Source organism: Bacillus sp. N1(2025) (assembly GCF_053470005.1).
On sequence record NZ_JBLTJB010000004.1, the window covers coordinates 262,257 to 288,632 of the forward strand.

General features: G+C 47.7%; 30 protein-coding genes and 1 pseudogene. 16 read left to right on the forward strand and 15 right to left on the reverse strand.

Annotation, left to right across the window (positions count from 1 at the left end; all coding sequences use genetic code 11):
* Positions 1-26: 26 nt before the first annotated feature.
* The 3 genes from ACNFN4_RS11705 to ACNFN4_RS11715 all read right to left on the reverse strand — a co-directional run bounded on the left by ACNFN4_RS11705 (position 27) and on the right by ACNFN4_RS11715 (position 2,790).
* Positions 27-1,505, reverse strand: a complete 1,479-nt coding sequence (locus tag ACNFN4_RS11705) for a monooxygenase (protein WP_448200192.1) — start codon at positions 1,503-1,505, stop codon at positions 27-29.
* Positions 1,506-1,651: 146 nt separating this feature from the next.
* Positions 1,652-2,167, reverse strand: a complete 516-nt coding sequence (lepB, locus tag ACNFN4_RS11710; protein WP_003155158.1) for a signal peptidase I — start codon at positions 2,165-2,167, stop codon at positions 1,652-1,654.
* Complete coding sequence (locus ACNFN4_RS11715) at positions 2,164-2,790, reverse strand: TVP38/TMEM64 family protein (protein ID WP_017417408.1); 627 nt, start codon at positions 2,788-2,790, stop codon at positions 2,164-2,166. The genes lepB and ACNFN4_RS11715 overlap by 4 nt, the downstream gene beginning before the upstream one ends.
* A 153-nt stretch (positions 2,791-2,943) precedes the next feature.
* Here ACNFN4_RS11715 and ACNFN4_RS11720 point away from each other — a divergent pair, with 153 nt between their 5' ends.
* The 4 genes from ACNFN4_RS11720 (at position 2,944) to ACNFN4_RS11735 (ending at position 5,449) form a co-directional block, all read left to right on the forward strand.
* Positions 2,944-3,303 (forward strand): hypothetical protein, encoded by a 360-nt coding sequence (locus ACNFN4_RS11720; RefSeq protein WP_029325958.1) that lies wholly within the window; start codon positions 2,944-2,946, stop codon positions 3,301-3,303.
* A gap of 120 nt (positions 3,304-3,423) precedes the next feature.
* Positions 3,424-3,624 (forward strand): DUF3311 domain-containing protein, encoded by a 201-nt coding sequence (locus ACNFN4_RS11725; protein WP_007409181.1) that lies wholly within the window; start codon positions 3,424-3,426, stop codon positions 3,622-3,624.
* Positions 3,621-5,090 (forward strand): sodium:solute symporter family protein, encoded by a 1,470-nt coding sequence (locus tag ACNFN4_RS11730; RefSeq protein WP_128496548.1) that lies wholly within the window; start codon positions 3,621-3,623, stop codon positions 5,088-5,090. The genes ACNFN4_RS11725 and ACNFN4_RS11730 overlap by 4 nt, the downstream gene beginning before the upstream one ends.
* Before the next feature lie 41 nt (positions 5,091-5,131).
* Positions 5,132-5,449, forward strand: a complete 318-nt coding sequence (locus tag ACNFN4_RS11735; RefSeq protein WP_003155166.1) for a YbjQ family protein — start codon at positions 5,132-5,134, stop codon at positions 5,447-5,449.
* A gap of 32 nt (positions 5,450-5,481) precedes the next feature.
* Here ACNFN4_RS11735 and ACNFN4_RS11740 read toward each other — a convergent pair whose 3' ends face one another.
* Positions 5,482-5,751, reverse strand: a complete 270-nt coding sequence (locus ACNFN4_RS11740) for an excalibur calcium-binding domain-containing protein (protein ID WP_003155168.1) — start codon at positions 5,749-5,751, stop codon at positions 5,482-5,484.
* Positions 5,752-5,946: 195 nt separating this feature from the next.
* Between ACNFN4_RS11740 and ACNFN4_RS11745 the strand changes: the two genes are divergently transcribed.
* The gene (locus tag ACNFN4_RS11745; RefSeq protein ID WP_448200193.1) at positions 5,947-6,657 is read left to right on the forward strand and encodes a YrpD family protein; all 711 of its coding nucleotides are present in this window, start codon (positions 5,947-5,949) and stop codon (positions 6,655-6,657) included.
* Between the two features lie 228 nt (positions 6,658-6,885).
* Here ACNFN4_RS11745 and ACNFN4_RS11750 read toward each other — a convergent pair whose 3' ends face one another.
* The 4 genes from ACNFN4_RS11750 to ACNFN4_RS11765 form a co-directional block, all read right to left on the reverse strand.
* Positions 6,886-7,395, reverse strand: a complete 510-nt coding sequence (locus ACNFN4_RS11750; protein ID WP_029973182.1) for a MepB family protein — start codon at positions 7,393-7,395, stop codon at positions 6,886-6,888.
* A 122-nt stretch (positions 7,396-7,517) separates the two neighbouring features.
* Positions 7,518-7,889, reverse strand: coding sequence for an iron chaperone (locus tag ACNFN4_RS11755; RefSeq protein ID WP_448200194.1), 372 nt, complete (start codon positions 7,887-7,889; stop codon positions 7,518-7,520).
* Between the two features lie 26 nt (positions 7,890-7,915).
* Positions 7,916-8,284 (reverse strand): iron chaperone, encoded by a 369-nt coding sequence (locus ACNFN4_RS11760; RefSeq protein WP_012117235.1) that lies wholly within the window; start codon positions 8,282-8,284, stop codon positions 7,916-7,918.
* Positions 8,285-8,429: 145 nt separating this feature from the next.
* Positions 8,430-9,008: a competence protein ComK gene (locus ACNFN4_RS11765; RefSeq protein ID WP_003155179.1), complete on the reverse strand. Its 579-nt coding sequence runs from the start codon at positions 9,006-9,008 to the stop codon at positions 8,430-8,432.
* Positions 9,009-9,322: 314 nt separating this feature from the next.
* On the opposite strand from ACNFN4_RS11765, the gene ACNFN4_RS11770 reads away from it, so the two are divergent.
* On the forward strand, positions 9,323-9,556 hold the full coding sequence (locus tag ACNFN4_RS11770; protein WP_007610478.1) for an IDEAL domain-containing protein: 234 nt from the start codon (positions 9,323-9,325) through the stop codon (positions 9,554-9,556).
* Between the two features lie 30 nt (positions 9,557-9,586).
* Here the strand turns inward: ACNFN4_RS11770 and ACNFN4_RS11775 are convergent, their stop codons facing one another.
* Positions 9,587-10,444 (reverse strand): SDR family oxidoreductase, encoded by an 858-nt coding sequence (locus ACNFN4_RS11775; RefSeq protein WP_007610477.1) that lies wholly within the window; start codon positions 10,442-10,444, stop codon positions 9,587-9,589.
* A gap of 124 nt (positions 10,445-10,568) precedes the next feature.
* Between ACNFN4_RS11775 and ACNFN4_RS11780 the strand changes: the two genes are divergently transcribed.
* The 7 genes and pseudogenes from ACNFN4_RS11780 (at position 10,569) to ACNFN4_RS11810 (ending at position 17,349) form a co-directional block, all read left to right on the forward strand.
* Positions 10,569-12,092 (forward strand): FAD-dependent oxidoreductase, encoded by a 1,524-nt coding sequence (locus tag ACNFN4_RS11780; protein WP_014417355.1) that lies wholly within the window; start codon positions 10,569-10,571, stop codon positions 12,090-12,092.
* Positions 12,093-12,214: 122 nt separating this feature from the next.
* A pseudogene (locus tag ACNFN4_RS11785) lies at positions 12,215-12,748 on the forward strand (protoglobin domain-containing protein); the annotation flags it as partial.
* A gap of 243 nt (positions 12,749-12,991) precedes the next feature.
* Entirely contained in the window at positions 12,992-13,507 is a 516-nt protein-coding gene (locus ACNFN4_RS11790; protein ID WP_369719112.1) for a methyl-accepting chemotaxis protein, read from the forward strand.
* Between the two features lie 130 nt (positions 13,508-13,637).
* On the forward strand, positions 13,638-14,195 hold the full coding sequence (locus tag ACNFN4_RS11795; protein WP_003155185.1) for a biotin transporter BioY: 558 nt from the start codon (positions 13,638-13,640) through the stop codon (positions 14,193-14,195).
* Positions 14,196-14,206: 11 nt separating this feature from the next.
* Complete coding sequence (locus ACNFN4_RS11800) at positions 14,207-15,643, forward strand: acyl-CoA synthetase (RefSeq protein WP_448200195.1); 1,437 nt, start codon at positions 14,207-14,209, stop codon at positions 15,641-15,643.
* Positions 15,631-16,722, forward strand: a complete 1,092-nt coding sequence (locus ACNFN4_RS11805) for an acetyl-CoA C-acyltransferase (RefSeq protein ID WP_095060904.1) — start codon at positions 15,631-15,633, stop codon at positions 16,720-16,722. The genes ACNFN4_RS11800 and ACNFN4_RS11805 overlap by 13 nt, the downstream gene beginning before the upstream one ends.
* Positions 16,723-16,773: 51 nt before the next feature.
* Complete coding sequence (locus ACNFN4_RS11810; RefSeq protein ID WP_017417397.1) at positions 16,774-17,349, forward strand: histidine phosphatase family protein; 576 nt, start codon at positions 16,774-16,776, stop codon at positions 17,347-17,349.
* 15 nt (positions 17,350-17,364) lie between these two features.
* Here ACNFN4_RS11810 and ACNFN4_RS11815 read toward each other — a convergent pair whose 3' ends face one another.
* On the reverse strand, positions 17,365-18,243 hold the full coding sequence (locus tag ACNFN4_RS11815; RefSeq protein WP_014417350.1) for an ABC transporter substrate-binding protein: 879 nt from the start codon (positions 18,241-18,243) through the stop codon (positions 17,365-17,367).
* Between the two features lie 489 nt (positions 18,244-18,732).
* Between ACNFN4_RS11815 and ACNFN4_RS11820 the strand changes: the two genes are divergently transcribed.
* Entirely contained in the window at positions 18,733-19,881 is a 1,149-nt protein-coding gene (locus ACNFN4_RS11820) for a S8 family peptidase (protein WP_061862038.1), read from the forward strand.
* Positions 19,882-19,925: 44 nt separating this feature from the next.
* Here the strand turns inward: ACNFN4_RS11820 and ACNFN4_RS11825 are convergent, their stop codons facing one another.
* Positions 19,926-21,176 (reverse strand): M48 family metallopeptidase, encoded by a 1,251-nt coding sequence (locus tag ACNFN4_RS11825; protein WP_003155197.1) that lies wholly within the window; start codon positions 21,174-21,176, stop codon positions 19,926-19,928.
* Between the two features lie 154 nt (positions 21,177-21,330).
* Here ACNFN4_RS11825 and ACNFN4_RS11830 point away from each other — a divergent pair, with 154 nt between their 5' ends.
* Positions 21,331-21,726 (forward strand): hypothetical protein, encoded by a 396-nt coding sequence (locus ACNFN4_RS11830; RefSeq protein ID WP_007409201.1) that lies wholly within the window; start codon positions 21,331-21,333, stop codon positions 21,724-21,726.
* A 47-nt stretch (positions 21,727-21,773) separates the two neighbouring features.
* On the opposite strand, the gene ACNFN4_RS11835 is transcribed toward ACNFN4_RS11830, so the two are convergent.
* The 4 genes from ACNFN4_RS11835 to ACNFN4_RS11850 form a co-directional block, all read right to left on the reverse strand.
* Entirely contained in the window at positions 21,774-23,315 is a 1,542-nt protein-coding gene (locus ACNFN4_RS11835) for a fatty acid--CoA ligase family protein (RefSeq protein WP_014417347.1), read from the reverse strand.
* A 131-nt stretch (positions 23,316-23,446) separates the two neighbouring features.
* The gene (locus ACNFN4_RS11840; RefSeq protein WP_032863814.1) at positions 23,447-24,091 is read right to left on the reverse strand and encodes an SDR family oxidoreductase; all 645 of its coding nucleotides are present in this window, start codon (positions 24,089-24,091) and stop codon (positions 23,447-23,449) included.
* A gap of 80 nt (positions 24,092-24,171) precedes the next feature.
* Positions 24,172-25,167 (reverse strand): lipoate--protein ligase LplJ, encoded by a 996-nt coding sequence (lplJ, locus tag ACNFN4_RS11845; RefSeq protein WP_003155205.1) that lies wholly within the window; start codon positions 25,165-25,167, stop codon positions 24,172-24,174.
* Positions 25,168-25,179: 12 nt separating this feature from the next.
* Entirely contained in the window at positions 25,180-25,914 is a 735-nt protein-coding gene (locus tag ACNFN4_RS11850; RefSeq protein WP_017417389.1) for an MBL fold metallo-hydrolase, read from the reverse strand.
* 169 nt (positions 25,915-26,083) lie between these two features.
* On the opposite strand from ACNFN4_RS11850, the gene yhfH reads away from it, so the two are divergent.
* Entirely contained in the window at positions 26,084-26,206 is a 123-nt protein-coding gene (gene yhfH, locus ACNFN4_RS11855) for a protein YhfH (RefSeq protein WP_370465857.1), read from the forward strand.
* Positions 26,207-26,376: the final 170 nt, after the last annotated feature.

The window sequence follows — 26,376 nt, forward strand, 5'->3', positions numbered from 1 at the left end:
CAATCACATAGGCGCATAAAAGGGTATCAGATGAACCCCCATCTCTCCAAACCGGCCAGAACGGCTTCTTCCGCTTCACGTCCCGAGCCGCCGGCTGCCCATGCCGCATGGCCGTCCGGCCGGATTAAAACGGTGTGAACATCATCCCAATCGGTACGTGTTTCAGCAAGATCCGCCCTGACAGCTGCCACGCTGTCCGTATCAATACCGGCGGGAATGCTCCCTCTTAATGACAGAAGCACAAAGGCGCCCTTATGAAGAAAATCATACAGCCGGGCCGGCCGCCCGTCATGAAGGGTCAATTCGATATCCGGCAGGCGTTTTCCGTTCAGGGTATGCGGCGGCAGCTCCGCATCCGGTTCATAATGCAGATCAAGCGCGGATACTTTTCCCGCCAATAAACGGTTGGACTCCTGAAAATCCAGCAAAGCGGTCATCGTTTCTCTTAATGCCATACCCGACTCGGTAAAATCCATGAGCTTTATCTGGGTTTTTATATTGTGCAACACTTCTTTTCCTGTGCTGTGCCTTTCCTGATGATAGCTGTCCAGAAGATGAGGCGCCGCTTTTCCCTTCATTTGCGCCGCCAGCTTCCAGCCGAGGTTGAAGGCATCCTGAAGCCCCGTATTCAGGCCTTGGCCGCCTGCGGGAAAATGAATGTGCGCCGCATCCCCGGCCACAAAAATCCGGCCGGATCGGTACTGCTCAGCCTGACGCTCGGCATTGCCGAACCGCGACATCCATACCGGATCACTCAATCCGAAATCAGTGCCGCATATCCGCCGCAGGTCTTCTTTCAACTCATTTTCAGTGACCGGCTCTTCCTTCCGCTTTTGCGGAGCGTGCGGAGAAACGATGAGGACGCGGAAAAGTCCGTCCGTAAGAGGGACAATCACAACCGATCCCTCCAGGCGGCACGTTGACAAAAAGGAAGATTCGGGCGGATGTTTCAAAGCGGCATCACAGAGGGTTCCTGTTAAGTCGGCATCAGTGCCCGAAAAAGCGATGCCCGCCTGTTTCCTGACAATGCTCCCCGCTCCGTCTGTACCCGCGGCATATAAGCTGTGAAGAGTGCGGATACCGCTTTCGTCCCGGAACACCGTCTCCACTCCGTCATCCGTCTGGGTGACAGCCACCGCTTCCGCCCCGCGGATGATGTCTGTGCCGAGACTTGATGCATACTCCTCCAAAATCCGCTCCGTTTCTGCCTGAGGCAGCATTAACGAATAATTCTGCTTCGTATCCAGCCGAGAAAAATCCAGCCGTGTATCCAGCATGGAAAAATGGCCGGAAGACACCTTCGTCCCTTTTTCCAAAAAGCGTTCCAATATGCCTCTCATGGCAAAAAGCTCAAGTGTGCGCGGATGCATGATAAGCGCTTTGGAATATGGCACCGTCTTCTTCAATCGTTCAATGACAGTCGTTTTCACTCCGGCCAGCGCCAGTTCTGATGCAAGCATAAGCCCGACCGGACCTCCCCCGATAATGGCAGTCTGTGTTTTCATCTCATCAGTCCTCTTTCATATTTTTTGTTACAAACGTAACAATATCACCAAAAATAAAACGCCTCTTTTTTTGTTTCGCGCGTAACAATTTTCATTATAGTCTTTCCTCTGCTTTTTGACAATCATTTCCGAAAAAAAGACGCCGTTCACTTGGCGTCTGATTCACTGATGACTCCGACAATGTCTTTATCCTTAATCGGACCGAAATGACGGCTGTCGAGGCTGTATATGCGGTTGTCGCCAATAACAAAGTATTGTCCCTTCGGTATGCTTTTGCGCCCGGTCGTTTCCTTCAGCGTATAATCACCGGTCACATGGCTCCCGGCGGACAATGATGACTTTAACGGTTTTAAAAACGGTTCCGCCACCCGTTTTCCATTCACATACAGCTGATCCTCCCTGTATGCGATTGACTCGCCGGGGAGCCCGATGACTCGTTTGATCAGCACTTTGCGGTGCGGGCCTTTAAACAGGACAATATCGAAACGGCGGATCGTTTTGTAACGATGGGAAAACTTGTTGACCATCAGCTCATTTCCTTGTTTAAAGGTCGGATTCATGCTGATTCCTTCGACTTTATAATCAATAAAAATGGCATTCTTTAATTGTATGGCCAAAACAACGATAAGCACGCCGGCTATAAACCAAAATCGTTTTTTCAAGATTCCTGTCTCCCTCCGTCTTTCTCATGCTGACTGATTCTCGTCTGTAAACGCCGTTCGATATGCTTTCCGGCATACCACAGCACCCCGATCACCGTTATAGCGCCCGCCATCCTGAAAGGCTGTGTCATGAGTGCGTGAAGATCATACCCGATAAAGCTGATCATAAAGATCATGACCATTTTCCCCATAGCGGCTGCTGATATAAACTGCAGCGCCCCTACCCGTGACAGACCGGCAACGATATGAACCGCAGCGGACGGCGTAAAGGGGAAGCAAAGTAAAATAAACAGCGGACCGAAACCGTGCCGCTCAACCCAGAGCATCATCCGCCTTATGGTCTGATGCCTGCGGATGAAACCGAAAGCTCTTTTCTGTCCGAAACGGCGGACGGCATAAAACATCAGTATCGATCCTGCCGCAGACCCGAGCCACGACAGAAAAAAACCTTCCCACAAACCAAATGCATTCGTATTCGCCACCACAAACACAACGAGCGGCAAAAACGGAAGAAACGCTTCAATAAAAGGCAGTGCAGCCGCAGCCGCCGGGCCGAAAGCTCTATAGCTTTGGAACCATTCCGTCAGCTGTTCCTCAGTCAAATATGATAAAAAATGCTCCAACGTTTATACTCCTTAACGAGTTTGTCTATCCTTATTCTACACATTATCTCCAAAAAACGAAAATGTTTACGAGATTTTCCGACTTGAAATATCGTGTAAGCGAGTATAAAATGAGAACAAACGTTCTCTTTTTTTAAGAAAGAAGGAGTATTTATGCCTGACATCCGGAGCGGCACCCGCGATCTCATCGAAAAAGGGCTGTTTCTGCCCATGGCGGCTGCCATCCTGAACCGGGACCTCGAAGCGCTTGATTCGTGCCCGTTCAAATTAAAACAACCCTATAAACAGCTTATCGGCTGCTCTTTAAAATTAGCACAAAAGGATTTGAGTGATGTTCGAAAAGAGTTAAGAAAGCGTAAAATTAAAATATACGAAGCGGAAAGAGACGAAGCATTTACGCTTTATATATGCACCATTAACGGCTATGAAGAAAAACACCGTTATTTCAACCCGAGAATACGGGAACAGGTAACCGCCTTATTGGAATATTACCTGTCTCTTGCGACCATTTAAAAAGCAGCCGGGACTGCTTTTCCTTTTCAGTTGATAAATTTCAGACTATTCACACTATACATTTGACATGATTTTCTTTATAATCGGGACACGCTGTTTTCAATGAAAAGGAGGAATGTTATGAAACTGATTCATGTTCTCGCCGCCCTGCCCTTTTTCGGAATTCTCGCCGGCATTCCATTTGCCAACCGGGTGACGCCTTATGTTTTCGGAATGCCTTTCATTCTTGCGTATGTCGTCATCTGGGCGGTGCTGACTTCCGTCCTGATGGCCGCCGTTTACAAATTGGACAAAGAAAACAAGGCGGGTGAGGCGGAATGAACGCAGCATTTCCCGTAATGGCCGCCGTGCTCCTGTTTTGTGTATATCTCGGAATCCGGGCCCGAAAAGGAAAAAATATGGACCTTGAACAATGGACAGTGGGCGGACGCGGCTTCGGCACGATGTTTGTCTTTTTATTAATGGCGGGAGAAATATACACGACCTTTACATTCCTCGGCGGAAGCGGATGGGCTTACGGAAAAGGAGGCCCCGCCTTTTATATTATCGCGTACGGCTGCCTTGCCTACATTTTGTCATATTGGCTTCTGCCAGCCGTGTGGACTTACGCCAAACAACACAAACTGATGTCGCAATCAGATTTTTTTATTTCAAAATACAACAGCCCGCTCCTCGGCATTCTCGTATCGCTCGTCGGCATCGCATCCCTCATCCCCTATCTCGTCCTGCAGCTGAAAGGGCTCGGATTAATTGTTTCAGCAACGTCATACGGACAGATTCCGCCCTCAGCCGCTGTCTGGATCGGCGCTGTCTCCATCACGATTTATGTGATGATATCAGGAATCCACGGTTCAGCGTGGATATCAGTCGTTAAAGATATCATGATTTTAGGCATCGTCCTGTATTTAGGCATTTATTTGCCCATTCATTACTATGGCGGGTTTACGGAGATGTTCAAACAAATTGACGCCGCAAAACCCGGTTTTCTCACGCTGCCGGAAACCGGACAGAGCGTTTCCTGGTTCAGCTCAACAGTTTTGCTGACCGCTCTCGGCTTTTATATGTGGCCCCATACATTTGCCGCTTCCTATTCGGCGGAGCATCCGCGGGTGTTTCGGAAAAACGCAATCATCATGCCTCTTTATCAGCTCGTCCTGCTGTTTGTCATCTTTACCGGATTTGCGGCGATTCTGCAGGTGCCCGGTTTAAAAGGGGCGGACACGGATCTCGCCTTATTAAAGCTGTCTGTGAAAACCTTTGATCCCTGGTTTGTCGGACTGATCGGATCGGCGGGCATTCTGACGGCGCTTGTACCCGGTTCAATGATATTAATGGCCTCAAGCACGCTGTTCGCCAAAAATGTGTACAAAGCCATTCTGCCCGGCACGACTGACGAAAAAGTCTCACGGCTCGCAAAATACGCCGTACCCGTCATCGCGCTGATATCCGTATATTTTACGCTGAAAGGCGGAAATACCATCGTCACCTTGCTTTTAATGGGCTACAGCCTTGTCACCCAGCTTTTCCCCGCCCTCTTATTCAGCCTGCCGAAGCGGCGTTTCATCACAAGCCACGGCGCTCTTGCCGGCATAACGGCCGGGGTCGGAACGGTGGCCTTCATTACGCTGACCGAATCAACCATCGGAACCCTCTTTCCGTTTCTTCCGCAGATCGTTAAGGATATGAATACAGGCATCATCGCGCTGGTTCTGAACATTGCCGTCATGTTTGCAGTCAGCGCCGCAGTCAGAAAAAAACAAATCAGCGCAGCCGAAAAGGCGGCTTAAATGGTAAGATAGCGGTAAGATACACGAAAGGGGAAAAACGCATGATCATGACAACGACCGAAACTGTCGCCGGAAAACAGATTACGGAAGTGAAAGGCCTGGTGACAAGCAGTATCGTCCAGTCCAGACACATCGGCAAAGACTTGCTTGCAGGCTTAAAATCTGTCGTCGGCGGCGAATTGAAAAGCTATACTGAAATGCTGGAAGACTCCAAAAAAGCGGTGAAAGAGCGGCTGATCAGAGAGGCGGAGCAGCTCGGAGCGAACGCCATCGTCGGCCTGCGGTTCGAACTGACCGCAGGACAGAACACATCCGAATTAATCGGATACGGAACCGCCGTCACCGCCGAATCCATTTAAAAAAACAAGCCTCTTTAAAGAGGCTTGTTTTTTTATTTCTCACATGCGATATAGTCTTTATCTCGGTCAAGTCTTTTATTCGCATTGTAAAGCGCTTTTGATACATACGGCTTGTACTTTGTTCTGCCGCCCTTGTTTTTCACTTTCGACGATTTGGCCACGCCGCCCTTATACACCTTATTCAGCGCCTTGCAGTTTTGATACGTTTTTACCTTTGTTTTCGCTTCTGCCGTCTGCCCCGCTCCGTATGAACAACCGAACACCAGACCGAAAGACAAAAGCACAGCTGCCGTCTTTTTCATTTCTATCCTATCCCCTTTCCTGAATCATGCTGTATTGCTGAACATATCATAGTTCAAATAATCTCCATTTACAAGATAAATAGGAAAATAGTTTTAATTTACGTCCGCCCGTATATCTTTTATGGAATTTTTCCCAAAACTTTTTATAATATGAATTGATAGCGCTATCTGACTATGATGATAGGAGGAGAAATGATGATGAAAAAAGGGCTTCTTGCGGGTGTGCTCACTACAGCCGTTCTATTCGGCGTATGTACGGCGGATATCCCGGGGGTGATCAGTCCCAATACGGCGGAAGCAGCGTCCCAGCTCAGCAAAGGAATCGGCGGAAGGGCCTACCTGAACAGCACGGGCTCAGTTCTCGTCACGAAAATTCAGCTTCCAAGCTCGATTCAGGTGTCAAATGGGACAGCCTATATTTACTCAGGATTTACCGGAGGCACAGAGGCTGATATCGGGCTTCAGTACAGTGACACCTATCATGTATGGAAACCGATCATGAAAGTCGGTTCAAAGGGGCAAGGCCAGGTCCGGTATCTGGAAGGAGAAAGCCAATTCACCTATACGAAAGGCTTCCGGCCCGGCAGCACCGTACAGCTGACCATTTACAAAAATCTGAACGGCAATACCCGCGCCACATATTGGGGCACGAATAATGACGGATACACCGGCCGCATCATCTCAGAACTCGCCCAAACAAATGTAGGCTCTGTCTCAAAATGGAAAGCGCTCGCCACCGTCGCGGTCACATCAGAGGATCAGCGCCCTTACATCAAATCAAACTTCTCAACAGCCTTTACGAACATCACGATCGACAATAAAGCAGTCACCCCTGTGATTGATACACAGGATTTTGCCAAATTGACAGTGTCAGGCAGCAGCGTCAGCATGTCTGTCGTCAAATAAAGAATGTTGAACGCACGATTTCTGCCATCGTGCGTTTCGTGAGGGTCTGCCGGATACGCAAATCCTTTATTTTTCGGATTACGTTTAATAAACAAACTCTGTTACATTCAAAATGTCGATTTCTATATAACAATTAGAGGAACCTCATTTGTTGAGGTTCCCCGTTATTCTCCAACTCACGCACCGGTTAACTTCACATACTGTCAGCCGGCTCAGGGCTGTCCAATTTTAGTTAGAATATAGCTTTAACAGGTCTTGTGCTGGAAAACGATCTGCATCGTTCGCCTCTACAAAATATGCCAACTGCCATTTTTGTGTTTTGATAGCTTGTTTGCTAGTGGGATTTTCCCATTTAGGGTAAACTCTAATTGCCATTTTTCCTTTTGCAGCGGCTGTTTTAAGGATATTTTGCTTTACAAGAACTTCTTTTGGAAAAACAAATTGTCCAAAATGATTATTACCGGCAAAAGTATTGATAACCAATAAATCAGCAGCTTTTTCATATGAAAAGGCGTGGTTTTTACCATCTCCATCTTTTTCCCAAAAAGCAACAAACTGTCCTATCTTGTTAGGCGTTATTTTTGCGACTCTGAATCGAACTGATTTTGAATGCAGTTGAAACATACCGGCCCCATACTCTGAATTTTGAGCTTCTTCTTGAATATCATGTATCGTTAAGTGATTTGGTTCATAAAAAATTTTATTTACATGTGTTAACGCCTTATAAAATTCATTCACTGCTTCGTACTCCTTATTTTTTATAGTACGTCATCCATTGCTTCTTGATTAAAATGGGCTGATCATGTGTTTCCAATAAAAAAACAGCCCTCCTCAGGGTTGTTTTTTTAACATTTCTTTCATTATTTCCGCCAAAATGCTGAGCAGTCCGCCTTATCCTGAATATTGAATTGAATCATGCGTTCAAGCAGCTCATAATGCACCGGTTCAGTCCATTGAATTCTGAACAAACGGGAAGTAGCGCTGTAGCCGGCACGGGCAATGTCGTCGGCAAAATGCGCAATTCCAGCTTCTTCGGGGGAAACACTTACATGATGCTTTGCTGCCGCAAAGCCGATAATAAAGGTGCCGTGATCGGTAAACATCGGCGTGTTCCACTTGATCTGCGCTTCTAAGTTCGGAAATTGGCCAGCCGTCCACGACAGGATTTCCTCCATTCGCAGACGATGATCAGGGCTGTCGTTACTTGATAAATAGTCTTTGAAAACGTCCATGTCTTCCTCCTTCAACATCACGTCCGCTAGCGCCAAAAACCCGGATTTTCAGCTTTTTCCTTGATGTTAAATTCGATGATCTTCTTAAGCAGATCATAGTGCACCGGATCAGTCCATCGAATTCTGAACAGGCGCGAAGAAGCGCTGTACCCGGCCTGGGCGATGTCATCGGCAAAATGCTCCATCGTCTCTTTTTCAGGTAAAATGCTCAAATGATTTTTTGCCGCGGCAAACATAATGATATAGGTGCCGTGATCGGTAAATGTCGGTTTGTTCCACTTGATCTGCGCTTCTAAGTTCGGAAATTGGCCAGCCGTCCACGACAAAATTTCCTCTGCTTTGAGACGGTGATCCGGGTTATCGATTCCTGATACATATTTTGCAAACACATCCATGCCCATCTCTCCTAAAATGAAATATCATTACTCTTTACATCATCATAGCCAACAGACGGACACGATACAACTCTATACCGGCATGTAAATCGAAAAAAGCCCTCCCCAAAAGGAGAGGACCCGTCCCTTCACATCACAGCTCTCTCTAATATCTCTCCCCCAGCTCCCGCAAAATAAAGTCGTAGATCATTCTTGTCCGCTCTTCTTTCGGATACAGCATGAATTCCTGCCGCTTCGGGATATGACTGCCCATCCTGTCCTGAAAAGTGGTTCTGAGATAGGCGGTTCTGTAAACCTGATTTTCAAAAGAATGATAGGATACTTCCAGTTCCATCGTTTTGCCGTTTGAGAACGTGACCGCTGTGTCATCAAATGCCGTCGGTTGAAAATCTTTAACGTGCACATGCGATATCCAGCCGCATTGAGGCCTTGCAGAAGAAAGTGTAGGGAATAAAAAGATGTGATTTGAAGGGTCCACCATAATCGGCGGCTTGTGAGAAATTTTAATCGCTTCATATGTTCCCGCTTTTCTCCCGGCATAGCTGGAGCCAAAGTAGCGGCAGCTTCTGTCGATGATGTGAATCGGCTTCATGCTGACATACAGAATGCAGTCTTTTTCAATGACCTTCGACCCCATTTTACCGTCTATTTCCTCAGGCAAAACAGCGATGGTTGAACGATTTACTTCGTAGCTTTCTAAGGGTGCGTGTGTTTTCTGGCACATGATGTGCAGCCTCCAATCCTTTTCTTGAAAATTTATACTAATAATCTATCATCTGTCATTGGAAAACGACAGGTTTTTTTCGAATATAGCTAAAAATCACCTTTTAAAGATGTAATTTAGTCTTAAATTACTATTTAAATATTATTTTTCTTTTTCATTTCACCTCATTATACAATGATCATTTTTGTTTTTTCGTCAATTTGCAGGATATGTCGATATATTTCCAAGTATTAGTTGTCTAAAGATTATAAAAATTAATTGATTTTTCCGGCCGTTATCCATATACTATAAAAAAGGCATTGGGGGGATTCTTTATGAAAGAGAAAAAGTCGTACACTGAGCTCATGAAGTCCCGCAACACGCAAAAAGCAAACGAATTCGATGTGACAATGGCCGATATTTACATTCAAATGGTGCTTGATGAATCCTTGTATAAACGCCGGATCGCCATGCTGACAATGCAGATTAATAAGGCGCTTGATGATAAAAATAAAGAAGCGTTCCTCACGCTTTCAAAAGAATATGCCGCACTCAAACAGAGTGAATAAGCCAATCCATATGGATTGGCTTTTTTTACATTATCCGTTTACGATGGTGCCGCCGTTCACATGAATCGTCTGGCCCGTGACATATGAAGAATCATCGCTTGCTAGGTACAAATAGCTCGGCGCCACTTCAACAGGCTCTCCCGGGCGCTGCATCGGCACATCTGAGCCGAAGACTTCCACTTCCTTCGCCGAGAAGCTCGCCGGGATCAGCGGCGTCCAGATCGGCCCCGGCGCCACTGCGTTTACCCTGATGCCCTGAGTGACAAGAGATTGGGAAAGAGATCTTGTAAACGTGACGATCGCCCCTTTTGTCGCTGAATAGTCAATCAATGTTTTGTGGCCTTTATAGGCGGTAATGGAGGCCGTATTAATGATTGAACTTCCTTTTTTCAGGTGAGGGAGCGCGGCTTTCGTTAAGTAAAACATTGAAAAAATATTCGTCTGAAACGTTCTGATGAGCTGGTGGCTCGTGATTTTCTCAATCCCCGGCTGCACGTGCTGCTCACCCGCGTTGTTGACCAGGATGTCAATGGAAGGAAAGGCTTGGCCCGCCTGGCGGATGACATCGTTGCAGAAGGCTTCGTCGCCGACATCCCCTGCGATCAGCAGACACTTCGCCCCCTCTTTTTCTACATATTGCTTCGTCTCTTCGGCATCCTGATGCTCATCAAAGTAAACGATGACCACATTAGCGCCTTCCTTCGCGAATAAAACGGATACGGCGCGGCCGATCCCGCTGTCTCCGCCCGTGATGATCGCCGTTTTCCCTTCAAGTTTTTTCGCCGCTTTCGGTTTGTCAAAAACGGGGCGCGGGTCCATTACATATTCAAAGCCCGGCTGCCGGTTTTGATGCTGCGGCGGCAAGGTTTTCTTCTTCTGATTAGCCATTTTGATCACTCCTTTACATTAATTACTATATTATGAGTAATTTGAGCAACTTATACGAATTTCATGTATGAACAGAGTCTTATTGGAAAAATTAAGAATATACAACAGAGGAGGTAAATCTGAATTGACTACTTTTTCAAACGAGGAACCGGCTTCCTATTGGAAAGCAACAGCTGACATTCCTTCCTTTCCCGCCCTCACTGAAGATACGGAATGTGACGTTGCGGTTATCGGCGGAGGAATTACGGGCCTGACAACGGCATACGAACTGACGAAAAGAGGTTTCCGTGTCGCTGTCATTGAAGCAGACCGGATTTTAAACGGGACGACCGCGGGCACGACCGCAAAAATCACCGCCCAGCATGATTTCATCTATGCCGATCTTATTCAGCAGATCGGACAGACCAGCGCAAGGCTGTATTTCGAAGCCCATCTCCGCGCCATGGAAGACATGAAGCAGATCATCAAGGACCTTTCGATTGACTGCAGACTGATTGAACAAGACGCATATCTTTACACCAATACAGAATCAGGCGCCAAAAAAATCCGCAGTGAGCAGGAAGCTTATACCAAGCTCGGCATTGAACACGAGCTTGTGAAAGAACTTCCCGTCCCTGTTGATTGCAGGCTCGGCCTCGCCATGAAGAATCAGGCGCAATTCCATCCGCTTTTATATGGCGCGGCGCTCGTCAAAGAGATCGTTAAAAACGGGGCGCGGATTTTTGAACAGACGGCTGCGATCGACATAAAAAAAGAACCGCAGCCGGAAGTGGTCACGAAAAACAGACACGGCATCAAGTGCAGCTACATTGTCTGCTCTTCCCACTTTCCTTTTTATGACGGAGGCGGGCTTTACGCCGCCAGAATGTATGCCAGCAGATCCTACGTACTCGCGGTAAAACCGAAACAAGCGTATCCGGACGGGATGTATCTCAGCATAGACAAGCCGTCCAGATCACTGCGATACACCGATTTGAACGGTGAAAAACTGGTTCTTGTCGGCGGCGAAAGCCACAAAACAGGCCAAGGAAAAGAAATGTCCGAGCATTACGAAGCACTGAAACAATTTGCGGAAGACACAATCGGAGTTGAAAGCATCCCATATCATTGGTCTGCACAAGACCTTGTCACCATTGACAAAATTCCGTTCATCGGTCCCATCTCGGGCGATGAAGAACATATTTTGGCGGCGACCGGTTTTAAAAAATGGGGTATGACAAGCTCAGCGCTCGCCGCGAAGCTTTTGGCTGATCATATTCAAAACAAAAAGAACCCGTTTTCCGGCCTGTTTATTCCGTCACGCTTCCACGCAGATCCGGGACTGAAAAAACTGATTTCTTATAATGCCGACGTGGCCAAACACCTTATCTCGGGCAAACTTGAGAGGCCGGACGCTTCACCTGAGACTCTTCGGCCCGGGGAGGGAAAAATCGTAACGGTAAACGGCAAACGGGCCGGCGCCTATAAAGATGAAAAAGGCTGTCTGCATCTTGTCGATACGACATGCACCCATTTGGGCTGTGAGGTCGAATGGAATGACGGCGAACGGACGTGGGACTGTCCTTGTCACGGGTCCCGGTTCACACCTGACGGCGGGGTTGCCGAAGGTCCCGCCATCAAGCCGCTGAAGCGCCTCAGCCAAGATTGACTAAACCATTCTGTACGAATGGTTTTATTTTTTTCCGCATTAAAATATTTTTATCAGATTCCTTCATTCAAGTTCCTTCCATACCGATAAAAAGAAAAAGAGAATATCTGGGGGAACTTATATTGTTATTTAAAAAAGACCGCAAAAAAGAAACAGCTTATTTTTCAGAAGCCGATGAAAAAAAACGCATCGCGCTTTCAAATCAATATGCAGATGTCCAAAAACAGCTGAAAATGGTTAGGCTCGGAAACGAAGAACTTCATGTGCTTGAAGAGCTGCAGCCATTAATTAAAGAACATATCTCAACAATCGTCGATTCCTTTTACCGAAACCTGGATCACGAAAAGTCATTAATGACGATCATTAACGACCACAGCACGGTGGAGCGCCTGAAAAAAACATTACGGCGTCATATCCATGAGATGTTCGCCGGCACGATTGATGATGAATTCATTGAAAAAAGACAGCGCATCGCTTCCATTCACTTGCGGATCGGCCTTGAACCGAAATGGTATATGGGAGCGTTTCAGGATCTGCTTCTGTCGATGATGAACATATATGAAGCAGCAATTCCGGATTTGCATGAGCTTTTAAAAGCGATCAAAGCGACGACGAAAATATTGAATCTTGAACAGCAGCTCGTCCTTGAAGCATTCCAGACTGAATATAACTGCCAGCGTGACGAACAAGAGGAAAAGAAAGCCCGTCTTCATCAAAAAATCCAGGAAACATCAGGATCACTCGCTGATTTGTTTTCAGAAACGAGCAGAGCCGTGCAGGAGCTGGTCGATAAATCCGAGGGCATTTCCGAGGCGTCAAAAGCCGGCACCGTCACTTCCGTACATGTCGAAGAAAAATCAATCGGCGGGAAAAAAGAGCTTGAAAGCCAGCAGAAGCAGATGAATAAAATCGACGCCAGCCTTCTGCAGATTGAAGAAGAAATGGACAAGCTGAATGACATCGCCCAGCAGATCGAAAAAATCTTCGGCATCGTGACGGGGATCGCCGAGCAAACGAATCTCCTGTCACTCAACGCTTCAATAGAATCCGCGAGAGCCGGGGAGCACGGCAAAGGGTTCGCCGTTGTGGCGACGGAGGTAAGAAAGCTTTCAGAGGATACGAAAAAAACCGTTTCCACCGTATCAGAGCTCGTGAACAATACCAATACACAAATCAACATCGTGTCCAAACATATTAAAGATGTCAACGGACTTGTAAGTGAAACGAAAGAAAAAATGACGCAGATCAACCGTCTGTTTGATGACATCGTCCAAAGCATGAAAACGAGCAAAGACCAGACAGGCAAAATCGACGTTGATTTGCAGGCCTTTCTCGGCGGCCTTCAAGAAGTCAGCCGCGCCGTTTCCCACGTTGCATCATCCGTTGATTCACTTGTTATCCTTACAGAAGAATAAAGATAAACCGACCGGCCTTTTTCATAAAGGGCCGGTCTTTTTAATGTTAACTTGAAATATAATAGAGTTGACATATATAAAGACTCGCTTTATTGTATAAACATATTTTGATAAGCTGGAGGAATACATAATGAAATTGACAGAAATGATGCATATTGCCGTGTTTACCGCCATTATGGGACTTTTGGGGCTGCTCCCGCCGCTTTTCTTATCCTTTACGCCGGTTCCGATTACGCTCCAGACGATCGGTGTGCTCTTATCGGGAAGCATCCTAAAACCGAAAGCGGCGTTTTTAAGCCAATTGCTTTTTTTGCTGATTGTGGCATGCGGAGCGCCTCTCCTTTCAGGCGGCAGAGGCGGGTTCGGGGTTTTTTTCGGGCCGAGCGCCGGATATCTCATCGCATATCCGCTGGCGGCATTACTTCTGAGCCTCAGCATCCAAGGCCTTCGCTCAGCTGCTGTCCCCCATTTGTTTATCAGACAGTTCTTGTTCGGCGTGCTGTTTTTGTATGTCATCGGCATTCCCGTTCAGGCTTTTATGATGCACATTGATATCTTGACTGCCGTAAAGCTCAGCCTCATCTATGTGCCCGGAGATCTGCTTAAAGCGGCCGCAGCCTCATTCGCAGCCGTAAGAATCAGAAAAACTCTTCAAGCAAGCCGGCTTTTGCCGACGAAAGGAAGCTGATTTTAGTCATCATGATTACATCATCATATTCAGATACAGCCGGACAAGCGCCGGAACAGATCGCAATTCAGACAGAAACAGAACAGATCAACTATCAAACTTGGAACAGGCTGGTAAACCAAACCGCAAACTGGCTTGGCAGCCTTATAGATAAGCCCGAAAACATTGCAATATTACTGCCGAACGGCATCCCATTTTTACAACTTTTCGCAGGCGCGGCGCATGCCGGCTGCACGGCGGTTCCGTTAGATCCCCGCTCGGCAGCGGCGGAACTCGCGGACCAGCTTAACATCAGCAAAACCGACCTCGTCATCTGTGACCGCCGGCTGAGCGGCAGACTGGACGGCGTCAAAACGCCTGTCATCCTGTGGGATGAATGCAGGCCTTTGATCGAGGCGGAAAAAACGGAAGGCGCTTTTATCGAAAACACCGGCCTGCCCTTTTATACCGGATTCACCTCGGGATCGACCGGTAAGCCGAAAGCCTTCACCCGCTCTCACCGTTCGTGGCTGGAGAGCTTTTCTTGTACGAAACGTGAATTCGGCATTTCCCCTGATGACAAAGTGCTGGTACCGGGCACGCTTCGCTCGTCACACTTTTTATACGGCGCCGTCAGCACTTTGTTTATCGGCGGAACCGTCATCCTTCAAAGAAAATTCAATCCGGCCGGAATGAAAGACCGGCTCAGACAAGCTGACGTTCTATATACCGTGCCGACAATGACGGATGCCCTGCTCTCACTAGAGGCGTTTCCGGATACACCGCTCAAGGTGATTTCTTCCGGTGCAGACTGGCCCGCTTCGTCAAAACAAGCGCTGTCAGAGCGCTATCCCCATTTGCGGTTGTACGATTTTTACGGAACGTCTGAGCTGAGTTTCGTGGCGTTCTTATCGCCTGAAGACAGCGCCCGAAAGCCTGACGCGGCGGGCCGCCCGTTTGAAAATGTTACAATCGAAATCCGCCGCCCCGGAGGAGAACGCTGCATGCCGGGCGAAACGGGGAAGATTTTTGTGAACAGCCCGATGAAATTTTCCGGATACATCAACGGCGCAAAACCTGATGATTCCGGCTGGATGACGGTTGATGACATGGGGTATATCGATCGTGAAGGCTATCTTTATATCGAAGGACGTGAAAACGGGATGATCGTATCAGGCGGCCTGAATGTATTCCCGGAAGAGATAGAACGTGTGCTCAACCGCTGTCCGGGCGTCAGAAAAGCGGCCGTCATCGGCATTCCTGATGATTATTGGGGCAGCATCGCCGTTGCGGTGATCGACGGACATGCAAATGTAAAGGAACTGAAGAAACAGTGCCGCGAGCAGCTGGCGGCATATAAAATCCCGAAAAAATGGCTGTTTTCAGAAATACCGGAAACAGCCGGCGGAAAGATCGCCCGTGCCGCCGTACAAAAGCAGGCAAAGGACATGATGGAATGGAAGCTGTAATTACGGATGCGAAACGGACGATTTTCGCCCGGGAAAACGGCCTGTTAAAAGACTGTCTCCCAGAAGATTTGGCAGCTCCGCTGATTCGCCATTTGAGCCGGAACATGCCCGAAGACATTGATGAAGTCCTGATCGGAAACGCGACGGGCCGCGGCGGGAATCTCGCCCGGCTGTCAGCCTTGGCCGCCGGACTTCCTTTGAGCGTGTCCGGTACGACCATCGACAGACAGTGCGGCTCCGGACTGGACGCCGTGAGGGTCGCGTGCCACTTTGTTAAAGCCGGCGCGGGGAGCATGTACATCGCGGGAGGAGCGGAGAGCAGCAGCCGTTCCCCTTTCTCATCCCGGGCGCGCTTTTCTCCTGAACACATCGGCGATCCTGATATGGGCATAGCAGCCGAGTATACGGCACAGGCTTACGGCGTAACGAGAAAGATGCAGGACGAATATGCCCTTCTCAGCTATGAACGGAGCGTCAAAGCGCACGAAGACGGCTTGTACCGCCGGGAAATTCTTCCCTGTCACGGATTCGCCGCTGACGAAAACATGCTGAAAAAGCGGAACATGGAGCCTCTCATCTCCCGTGCCAAACCCGTCTTTCAGTCCGGAGGCTCTGTCACCGCCGCCAACAGCTGCGGAATTTCTGACGGGGCGGCGGCAGTTTGTGTGATGGAAGAACAAAAAGCGCTGTCTCTCGGTTTAAAGCCGGGATTGCGTTTTATCGGAAGCGCGGTAAGCGGCGTCCATCCGCATTATCCGTCAGCAGCCCCGGTTTATGCCGTCAAAAAGCTTTTGAAGGAACGGAACCTGTCACCGGATGATATTGATATATACGAAATCAACGAGGCGTTTGCCGTCAAAATATGCGTTTTTTCACAGCAGCTTCAAGTGCCGTATTCTAAAATAAATGTCCGGGGCGGCGCTCTGGCCGTCGGGCATCCGTACGGGGCTTCCGGGGCGGCGCTTGTCACCCGGCTTTTTTATGAAGCAAAAAGACGCCCGGATGCCCGCTACGCAGCAGCAGCAATCGGCAGCGGAGGCGGAGTCGGACTGGCGCTTCTCTTTGAAGTGTTAACGTAACGGCAGTATAATAGATGATATCGATAAAAAATTGATCGGAGTGGAGACTTTATGACTGCCGTTTGTTTAGTAAGACATGGAGAGACTGATTGGAATGCCCAAAAGAAGCTTCAAGGCAAATCGGATATTCCGTTAAATGCGACGGGAGAGCGTCAGGCGAAAGAAACAGGAGAGTACTTAAAGGGGTCCGAATGGGATGTCATCGTCTCAAGCCCGATGAAACGGGCCAGAAAAACAGCTGACATTATTAACGGGTTTTTGAATCTTCCCATTGTCGTCATGGAAGATTTCAGAGAACGGAGCTACGGTGATGCGGAAGGAATGTCTTTACCGGAACGGTCGAAGCGCTACCCGGATAAAAACTACCCGAACATGGAGACAGCAGAAGAGCTGACAGACAGAATGCTTGCCGGTTTAGTGAAAGTTCAGGAGCGGTTTCCTGAGCAAAAAGTACTGATCGTCGCTCATGGCGCAGCCATTCACGCCCTCTTGTCCGCCATTTCTGACGGTGATACCGACATACAAAACGCAAAGCTTGTCAATGCGTGCCTGAGCAATATCGAACGAATTGAAAATAAGTGGCGCGTCAAAGATTACAATATAAGCAGCCACCTATCAGAATCATAACAAAAAGGCCCGAATTCAGTTTTGGGCCTTTTTGGCGAGCATTTTTTTCTGAAGATCATGTAATATGGCGTCCGCACCGTCAATGCTCCGGCGCTCCGTCCATACCGCCCTGTCCGCGCGGTAAACGTGTCCGTTTTTTACGGCTGTCAGCTGTTTCCAGAGGTGATTTTTTTCGAGTTCTTTCTCACCGTCCAACAGTACGATGTAATCAGGATCGATATGCAAAAGCTGCCCGGGCGTCATTTTGATAGAGTCTGATTTCCCGCCGGAATCCGTCTGGACCGCATATGTAAACCCTGCGAGCGTCAAAAGCCGGGATGTGAAAAACCGGTCATCCTTTACGGAAATGCTGTCATTTGCAGCGTCAATTAATAAAATCGTGCCGCCTTCTGCATCCAGCTTTCTTTTGATGTCATTCAGCTTTTCTTCCTGGGCCGACAATTGTTTCTCTATGATGCCATCTTTACCGACCGCCTTTTCAATAGTAAGGGCAGCGTCAACCGCATCCTGATAATCCGCAGCTTCATTTTGTAAAGCGATTGTCGGAGCGATCTTTGTCAGCTCATGGTATATCCCCTTGTGAAGGCTTGAGTCAGCAATGATGAGATCGGGCTTTAACGAAGTGATCTTTTTCAAATCGGGATGTGACGGGAGCCCGACGGACGGACTGCCGTCGTTTCGCTCTGCCCGGTCATCCGCCGCGGCCGCCGGCTTTATGCCGAGATCATGGAGGGTATCAATAAAGCCATCATTCAATACGGCGACGCGCTGCGGATGCGCAGCCACATGTGCCGTCCCCAGATCATGCCTGACGGCGGTTTCATGTTCCTGTTCTGAGCATCCCGTTATGAAGAGAACGGATAAGATCATCAGCATACTGAAAATTGGTTTCATCTGTTCCCCCTCTTTCATTTTTCCGCAATTATATCATTGACAATATAAGTATCAATGATATTCATTATCATTATTTTTATAAAATGGTTTCCCAGCTTTTCTACGTCAAGAAAGCCGAAGACTGATTCATGCCGGCCGCTTTATTTCATTCCGCTTTCGTTTCCATCAGACTTCTGCATTCAACAAAAGGTGACATTTATCCTGTTTTTGCCGCAGCTTCCAAAAATGGAATCAAACCGTTCGACCCAGCAAACAAGAGAGCGCTCACGGCTGTGTACAAATACTCATGTCCTTCCATCGGTTTTTTCCATTAAAATTTAAATATTTCGGGTTCCTATTAAACGAAAGAGAGATGATATACCTAAATAGAAATAAAACAAACTGAAAAAAATTGGGTCTACTAAAATATTATTCCATGCTATACAATTAATCCACAGAATAATCTGTCTATTGGTTGTTCTGCAAATGAAAAAAAGGAGAGGATAAAGAGTGAGAGGCAAAAAGGTATGGATCAGTTTGCTGTTTGCTTTAGCGTTAATCTTTACGATGGCGTTCGGCAGCACGTCTCCTGCCCAGGCGGCAGGGAAATCAAACGGGGAAAAGAAATACATTGTCGGATTTAAACAGACAATGAGCACGATGAGCGCCGCTAAGAAAAAAGATGTCATTTCTGAAAAAGGCGGGAAAGTGCAAAAGCAATTCAAATATGTAGACGCAGCTTCAGCTACATTAAATGAAAAAGCTGTAAAAGAGCTGAAAAAAGACCCTAGCGTCGCTTACGTTGAAGAAGATCACGTTGCACAGGCGTACGCGCAGTCCGTGCCTTACGGCGTATCACAAATTAAAGCCCCTGCTCTGCACTCTCAAGGCTTCACCGGATCAAATGTTAAAGTAGCGGTTATCGACAGCGGTATCGATTCTTCTCATCCTGATTTAAAGGTAGCAGGCGGGGCCAGCATGGTTCCTTCTGAAACAAATCCTTTCCAAGACAACAACTCTCACGGAACTCACGTTGCCGGTACAGTTGCGGCTCTTAATAACTCAGTCGGTGTATTAGGCGTTGCACCAAGCGCATCTCTTTACGCTGTAAAAGTTCTCGGCGCTGACGGTTCCGGCCAGTACAGCTGGATCATTAACGGAATTGAGTGGGCGATCGCAAACAATATGGACGTTATTAACATGAGCCTCGGCGGACCTTCTGGTTCTGCAGCGTTAAAAGCGGCAGTTGACAAAGCCGTTGCTTCCGGCATCGTAGTCGTTGCGGCAGCCGGTAACGAAGGCACTTCCGGCGGCTCAAGCACAGTGGGCTATCCTGGTAAATACCCTTCTGTCATTGCGGTAGGCGCTGTTAACAGCAGCAACCAACGAGCATCTTTCTCAAGCGTAGGTTCTGAGCTTGATGTCATGGCACCAGGCGTCTCTATCCAAAGCACGCTTCCTGGAAACAAATACGGCGCGTACAATGGTACGTCAATGGCATCTCCGCATGTTGCCGGAGCGGCTGCTTTGATTCTTTCTAAGCACCCGAACTGGACAAACACTCAAGTCCGCAGCAGTTTAGAAAACACCACTACAAAACTTGGTGATGCTTTCTACTACGGAAAAGGGCTGATCAACGTACAGGCGGCAGCTCAGTAAAACATAAAAAACCGGCGTCGGCCATGGCCCCGCCGGTTTTTTTATTATTTTTCTTCCTCCGCATGTTCAATCCGCTCCATGATCGACGGGTGGCTCCCTCTGAAGATTTTGACGAGAAACGGCGGGTTGACCCGGCTCAGTCCCGTATCGGCCAAGTCCTGAAACGTCTCAATCGCCGCTTCCCGGTTTCCGGTCAGCTCGATGCCGTAACGGTCGGCGGCGTTTTCCTGATACCTGGAGACGGCATTCGTAATCGGATCAGAAGCAAAACTGAGAACGGATATGAGCAGCAATAACAGCGGGAGGGCGGCCAGATCTTCAGGCCCCTTTATATGGAGCATTCGGCCGAAGAATTTGGACAGCCGCTTATAAAGCTTGTCAATGATATAGAACCCGGCTAATGACAGCAGCAGATACCCGGCCAGTCCGATGTACACGTGCTTCATCACATAGTGCCCCATCTCATGCCCCATAATGAACAAAATTTCCCGATCCTTCAGTTTGTTAAGCGTCGTATCCCACAAAACGATTCGCTTATTCGAACCGATCCCCGTCACATACGCATTCAGCGCATTCGTTTTCTCCGACATATTTACTTCATAAACATGGCTGGCCGGAATGTCGGCCTTGTCGGCAAGCGACAAAATTTTGCTTTCCAGCTCCTTGTCTTTCAGCGGATAGAAATCATTGTATAAAGGATCAATCACGACCGGCTGCAGGAAAAACAAAAACAGGGTAAACGGCACAGTAAGACACCAAGCGTAAAACCACCATTTTTTTGTATGCTTTGTGATCAGCCAGTAAAACACAAGCACACACACGGCAAACAGCGGAAAGCTGATCCAGAAATCAATGACATGGTCTCTTATCCAACTTGCTGCTGTCTGCGTCGAAATATGATACGCAAGCGAAACCCGATATCCGATCCACTCAAGCGGAAGCGAAGCCGCCGTAACGATGAGTGAAATCACAAATACGAAGCTTACGATTTGCAGCACCCGAAAGCGCACCGCTGCTTCCAGCCAATGCTTTATTTTTTTGGCAAGCCCCGTAATGAGCAGCAGAAAAAATAAAAACCAATCTAACGGCGCTCCGATGAAAAATAAAAAATCCTTTACATTTGAAAAGTTTTCAGCGGCTGCCAGGCGGCCCGGGTCCATAAACGAGGACGGATCGGCTTTCGTTCCCTTTACGGCCTCCGGGACGGCGGAGTCTCCTGTCATAAAGAAATACCAATAGAAAAAAAGGCCGTACAGCACATAGGCAAGTCCCGCTGCCGCTATCCATTTGCGCATAGAAGTCTCCCTCCTTAGCCTTATGACTTACTCCTATTGTAAGCATAAATGCAAATAAATAGAACCAAGCCTCCGAAACGGATGTTAATCTTTTCACAACAGAAAAGAATGGAACAACAGGAAGCGGGAAAGACTAAAAGACGGAGTGATGAATATGAAAAAAATAATCGCGTTTATTGTAGTAATCGCCCTTTTGGTTATTGCTTTCTTCTATGTATACAGCCGGACCGGCGATGTGTTTCCATCAAGCAACGCAGATCTGATTATTCTGTCTGAGCACGGAAAAAAAGAAATCAAAATTAAAGACAGGCAGAATGTAAAAGATATGCTCGATATCTTGAACCAAGGAAAACAAGTCAAACTGACCAAAAGCGTGTCTCCCGATTACGACGGAACGGTCAAATATCATGAAGACCGTTTTGATTCATTCAGCATGTGGCTCGAAGGCGGCAATTATATGATGTACAAGTATAAAAACACGTATTACAAACTGACCCGGCATGATACGAAGCTTGTGCAAAGCATCATTAAGGAAGAATCGCAGAGCTGACCGGATCAGCATGTAAAAGCGAAGCCCCCGGCTTCGCTTTTCGTCCGTCATTTCGGAAGCATGTCCCGGACCGCCCGTCTCAGCAGCTTCCCGGTCGCATTCTTCGGAATCTCATCAAGAAAAACCACTTCCGCCGGCCGTTTATATTTTGCCAAATGTGTTTCACAGTAATCAAAAACCGCCTGCTCTGTCAGCTCACCGTCCCCAGGCACTATATAAGCATGCACCGCTTCCCCCGTTTTGGCGTCAGGAACGCCGATGACCACGGCTTCTTTAATGCCCTCATGGCTGTAGAGCACTTCTTCTACTTCGCGCGGATAGACGTTGTATCCGCCGACGAGAATCATATCTTTTTTTCTGTCGACGATATAAAAATAACCGTCTTCATCGCGCTTCGCCAAATCACCCGTGTACAGCCAGCCGTCTTTCAGCGCGTGCTCCGTCTCCTCGGGCATCTTGTAATAGCCTTTCATCACATTCGGCCCTTTCACGATCAATTCTCCCACTTGATGGTCGGGCAATTCGCGTCCGAGTGTATCGACGACTTTATTTTCGACATGTAAAATATTCGTCCCGATCGAGCCCGGCTTTCTCCCCCGGTCAAACGGATTAAAACAAGTAACCGGAGACGCTTCAGAAAGTCCGTATCCCTCCAGAATGGTGACGTCAAAGGTTTGTTCAAACGTCTGCAACAGAGCGACCGGCATGGAGGCGCCGCCTGAAATGCACAGTCTGACGGACGCAAAATCCTCCGCCTTGCCGTGTTCATATTGATACAGATAGTTATACATCGTCGGAACGCCGGCAAAAATGGTTGCCTGACGGCTTTTAATCAGTTTAAATACAGAAGCCGGGCTGAATTGCGGCTCGATTAAGACACACGCTCCGCTCATCAGAGGCGCATTCATACAAACGGTTAAACAAAAAACGTGAAACATCGGCAATGCCGCCACAATTTTGTCTTTCTCATTCATTCCTAAGTATCCGGCGACATCATTTGCATTGGAGAAAAGATTCTGTTGGGTGAGCATGGCGCCTTTCGGTTTTCCGGTCGTCCCTGAGGTGTATAAAATGACGGCAGTATCATCTTTTGACAATGTCGGATAAGTTCTGCTGCGCTCCGCCGGGCGAAGCATTTTTGTAAACGTTGTCATTTTTAAGCGCAATTGAGGGTCTTCTGTCGATGGAGCGTTCTCTGCTGTCTGGCTGATAATGATATGCTCCAGCAGCGGCAGCGAGCCGTGCAGGCTTTCAAATACGGGAATTAATAGATCGATGCCGGCGATCGCTTTGACATCGCCGTTTTTCAGCATGTATGCGATTTCTGAAGGTGTATATGCCGGATTAACAGGTATGACGACAATTCCCGCTTTTAACGCGCCGAAAAACGCAATAACAAAATCAGGCGTATTTCCGAGCAGCAGCGCGAGATGATCCCCTTTTTTCAGTCCCCTGTCCTCCAAGCCGTTTGCAAATGCTTTGATTTTACCTGCCAGCTCCTCATACGTCATGTACTGATCTTGAAACAGACAAGCTGGTTTTTCCGGTTTCTGCGATGCCGTTTCTTCCAATTTGGAAACCAGATTCATTTTCCCACCCCTTTAAAAATGTAATGAATGAATAGTCATTCATTTATCCGGAATAAACGTTCACTTTTATTATAGAAAAATATAGAAAAACACTCAAGGGCAAAAAGCCCCGAGTGCCGTAAAACCGGAAACTATAATTGTTTCAGCGCTTCACTGACCGGCGTGCCGCCCGCCGTCAGATCGAATGCTTTTTCATACGTATTCGGTTCATCAAGGGATGCGATAACGGTCTTGGCGACATCGTCTCTTGAAATGGAGCCTCTTTCTAAATCGGCCGCGGCTTTGATATTTCCCGTGCCGGGATCATTTAATAACCCGCCCGGCCGGATAATCGTATACGTCAGACCGCTCGCTTCAAGAATTTTATCCGCATAATGCTTTGCGGCGTAATACGGCTTCAGCGCTTCATTCCAATTGCCGCGGTTATGAGCCTGAAGGGCGCTTACCATAATGAACCGCTTGATGCCGGCTTTCTTTGCCGCTTCTACCGCTTTCGCCGCTCCGTCAAGATCAATCAAAAGCGTCTTATCGTATCCGGTGCTTCCTCCTGATCCGGCGGTAAACACAATCGCGTCACAGCCTTCGGCGGCTTTCGCGATGTCTTCCGGGCTTCCTTCCAAATCTGCAAGAACGGCTTCTGTTCCCGCGGCTTGAAGCGCTTCTTTCTGTTCTTGTTTCCGGACCATCGCCCGCAGCGTATGCGTGCCGTCTTTTTGAAACAGCCCGGTCAGCCGCTGTCCGATCTGTCCGTTTGCTCCGATGAGAAATACTTTCATCATGATCCCTCCCTATTCATTATGGTTCTATCATTTCACAAAAACGGGCGCTGATTCAAATCATGCGTTCGGCAAATGTTCTAATAAATCAGCTCGAGGAAATCTTCCAGCTCTATTTTGCCGAAATACTGTTTCAGATCGATTCCGGCCAGCGCCTCCCTGATAGCGGTTCGGTCATACTGTTTTCCGGTCAGTGCCTGTTCGACTTCACTCACATCTTTCGCACCGAAGAAATCACCGAAAATTTTGCAGTCCTGAATGATTCCTTTTTTCACTTCAAGACGCAGATCAATCGATCCGACCGGATAACGTTTCGAATGCTGAAGATTAAATGCGGGCGACCTGCCGAAATTCCAGTCCCAGTTTTGATAGCGCTCTTCGGAAATCTTCCGGATCGCTTTCCAGTCTTCATCGGTCAGTTTATATTCCGGCACTTCGGAAAGATCATTTGTATTAAAAATATGGTGAAGCAGGTGCTTTTTGAATTCGTCCGCCGTCATTTTGTCATCAAGAAACTCGCTGATGTTGGCGACACGGCTTCTGATTGACTTAATGCCTTTTGATTCGATTTTGTCCTTTTTCACTTTCAAGGCTGATACAACATGATCAATGGCGGAATCCAGCATTAATGTTCCGTGGCTGAAAATACGCCCTTTCGTCGAAAATTGAGCGTTGCCGGAAATTTTTCTGCCGTCCGCGACGATGTCGTTTCGGCCGCTTAATTCAGCTTCCACACCGAGCTGGCGCAGCGCCTGAATAACGGGTTCGGTGAATTTTTTAAAATTGTGAAAGCTGTCCCCGTCATCCTTGGTGATAAAACTGAAATTCAGATTCCCGAGGTCATGGTAAACCGCACCGCCTCCTGACAGCCTGCGGACGACGATGATTCCGTTATCTTCTACGTATTTCGTATTGATTTCTTCTATTGTGTTTTGGTTCTTCCCGATGATAATCGACGGCTGATTGACATAAAACAGCAGGTATGTCTGTTCAGGGTCGAGATGCTTCACGCAATATTCCTCGATCGCGAGGTTGATCCTCGGGTCGGTTATGTTTTGATTGTCGATAAATAACATGGTGCTCCTCCTTTATTTCTCCCACTTCAATCCGGAAGCGGCAATTGTCACTTCGCCCCCGAACACGGATTCCGCTTCTTCTTTCAGCTTCCGGTGCTCGCCGAAATGAGGCAGATGCGTGAGAATCAGCTCCCCCGCTCCGGCCTCCTTCGCGATACGGCCGGCTTCCAAACTGTTCATATGGCCGGCTGACGTGCCGTCCTGGTCTGCGTAAAAATTGCACTCGCAGATCAGCAGATCGGCATTTTCCGCAAACGGGATAAACGCGTCCTGGTAGCTTGAATCAGCCGTATACACAACAGAAGCTGAACCGTCAGTAATCCGCATCGCATAACAGGTGACCGGATGCACCGTTTTCAGAAAGGTAATGGTGAACGGCCCGGCAGAAAGCGGGCGGTCCGGCTGATAGGCCACTCCTTTTGTATGCGTTTTATATGTAAGACGCTCAAACTGTTCTATATCAGCATCATGCCCGTAAATCGGCAGTGCATGCGTCCCTTTTCCGAGAAAGGAGCCGACCTGTTTGGCAAATTGAAGCGGCCCGATATCAGCGATGTGATCATGATGATAATGGGACAAAATGACGGCATCAAGCTCTTCTGCCGGAACATAGGCAAACAGCTTTGATAATACGGCGCTTCCGCAATCGACGAGCAGAGAATAGCCGCCGGACTGAAACAGATAGCCTGAAGTTGCTTCGTTTGCGGCCGGAAACCCGCCGCAGCATCCAATAACTGTAACTTTCATATAATCCTCCGAATGTTTATGATAAAAAGTTCCTTTCCTCCAATATACCTATTTTTCGTACAAATTGCATGTTTTAAACATTGTGCCAAAACAGCCGTTGATTTTCTCAAACTGTTATAATACAATGTAAAGACAAAACAATGAAAGAGGGATGGGTATGTTGGAAAAGATGTCGGATTTTTTCAGAAATTTACCCGGTAAGAAATGCGAAGAATGCGGAAATGAGATTGTTGAGCAGTATGAGTGTCACATTAATTTGTGTAATGACTGCTTGAAAATTAAGGATATGTGACAATAGGGCGCCGCACAATTCTAAGTTGTGCGGCGCCCGTTTTTTTCGTCCGTCATCATACTTTCTGAATAGGGCGTTATTCACCATTATTAGCAATTATCTGTACGTTTTAAAATATTCAGTATTTTCAATCTATATTTTTCTATAGACGGATTGTTTTCTTTTCTATT

Excerpts from the sequence above, each read along its gene's own strand:
- ACNFN4_RS11795 (WP_003155185.1), top strand. The coding sequence starts at position 13,638 with ATGAAATTGACAGAAATGATGCATATTGCCGTGTTTACCGCCATTATG.
- ACNFN4_RS11770 (WP_007610478.1), top strand. The coding sequence starts at position 9,323 with ATGAAAGAGAAAAAGTCGTACACTGAGCTCATGAAGTCCCGCAACACG.
- ACNFN4_RS11735 (WP_003155166.1), top strand. The coding sequence starts at position 5,132 with ATGATCATGACAACGACCGAAACTGTCGCCGGAAAACAGATTACGGAA.
- lplJ (WP_003155205.1), bottom strand. The coding sequence starts at position 25,167 with ATGTTATTTATCGACAATCAAAACATAACCGACCCGAGGATCAACCTC.
- ACNFN4_RS11830 (WP_007409201.1), top strand. The coding sequence starts at position 21,331 with ATGAAAAAAATAATCGCGTTTATTGTAGTAATCGCCCTTTTGGTTATT.
- ACNFN4_RS11760 (WP_012117235.1), bottom strand. The coding sequence starts at position 8,284 with ATGGATGTGTTTGCAAAATATGTATCAGGAATCGATAACCCGGATCAC.
- yhfH (WP_370465857.1), top strand. The coding sequence starts at position 26,084 with ATGTCGGATTTTTTCAGAAATTTACCCGGTAAGAAATGCGAAGAATGC.
- ACNFN4_RS11740 (WP_003155168.1), bottom strand. The coding sequence starts at position 5,751 with ATGAAAAAGACGGCAGCTGTGCTTTTGTCTTTCGGTCTGGTGTTCGGT.
- ACNFN4_RS11705 (WP_448200192.1), bottom strand. The coding sequence starts at position 1,505 with ATGAAAACACAGACTGCCATTATCGGGGGAGGTCCGGTCGGGCTTATG.
- ACNFN4_RS11720 (WP_029325958.1), top strand. The coding sequence starts at position 2,944 with ATGCCTGACATCCGGAGCGGCACCCGCGATCTCATCGAAAAAGGGCTG.
- ACNFN4_RS11765 (WP_003155179.1), bottom strand. The coding sequence starts at position 9,008 with ATGTGCCAGAAAACACACGCACCCTTAGAAAGCTACGAAGTAAATCGT.
- ACNFN4_RS11775 (WP_007610477.1), bottom strand. The coding sequence starts at position 10,444 with ATGGCTAATCAGAAGAAGAAAACCTTGCCGCCGCAGCATCAAAACCGG.
- ACNFN4_RS11840 (WP_032863814.1), bottom strand. The coding sequence starts at position 24,091 with ATGAAAGTATTTCTCATCGGAGCAAACGGACAGATCGGACAGCGGCTG.
- ACNFN4_RS11825 (WP_003155197.1), bottom strand. The coding sequence starts at position 21,176 with ATGCGCAAATGGATAGCGGCAGCGGGACTTGCCTATGTGCTGTACGGC.
- ACNFN4_RS11745 (WP_448200193.1), top strand. The coding sequence starts at position 5,947 with ATGATGAAAAAAGGGCTTCTTGCGGGTGTGCTCACTACAGCCGTTCTA.
- ACNFN4_RS11755 (WP_448200194.1), bottom strand. The coding sequence starts at position 7,889 with ATGGACGTTTTCAAAGACTATTTATCAAGTAACGACAGCCCTGATCAT.
- ACNFN4_RS11835 (WP_014417347.1), bottom strand. The coding sequence starts at position 23,315 with ATGAATCTGGTTTCCAAATTGGAAGAAACGGCATCGCAGAAACCGGAA.
- ACNFN4_RS11850 (WP_017417389.1), bottom strand. The coding sequence starts at position 25,914 with ATGAAAGTTACAGTTATTGGATGCTGCGGCGGGTTTCCGGCCGCAAAC.
- ACNFN4_RS11790 (WP_369719112.1), top strand. The coding sequence starts at position 12,992 with ATGAATAAAATCGACGCCAGCCTTCTGCAGATTGAAGAAGAAATGGAC.
- ACNFN4_RS11730 (WP_128496548.1), top strand. The coding sequence starts at position 3,621 with ATGAACGCAGCATTTCCCGTAATGGCCGCCGTGCTCCTGTTTTGTGTA.
- ACNFN4_RS11815 (WP_014417350.1), bottom strand. The coding sequence starts at position 18,243 with ATGAAACCAATTTTCAGTATGCTGATGATCTTATCCGTTCTCTTCATA.
- ACNFN4_RS11810 (WP_017417397.1), top strand. The coding sequence starts at position 16,774 with ATGACTGCCGTTTGTTTAGTAAGACATGGAGAGACTGATTGGAATGCC.
- ACNFN4_RS11725 (WP_007409181.1), top strand. The coding sequence starts at position 3,424 with ATGAAACTGATTCATGTTCTCGCCGCCCTGCCCTTTTTCGGAATTCTC.
- ACNFN4_RS11805 (WP_095060904.1), top strand. The coding sequence starts at position 15,631 with ATGGAAGCTGTAATTACGGATGCGAAACGGACGATTTTCGCCCGGGAA.
- ACNFN4_RS11800 (WP_448200195.1), top strand. The coding sequence starts at position 14,207 with ATGATTACATCATCATATTCAGATACAGCCGGACAAGCGCCGGAACAG.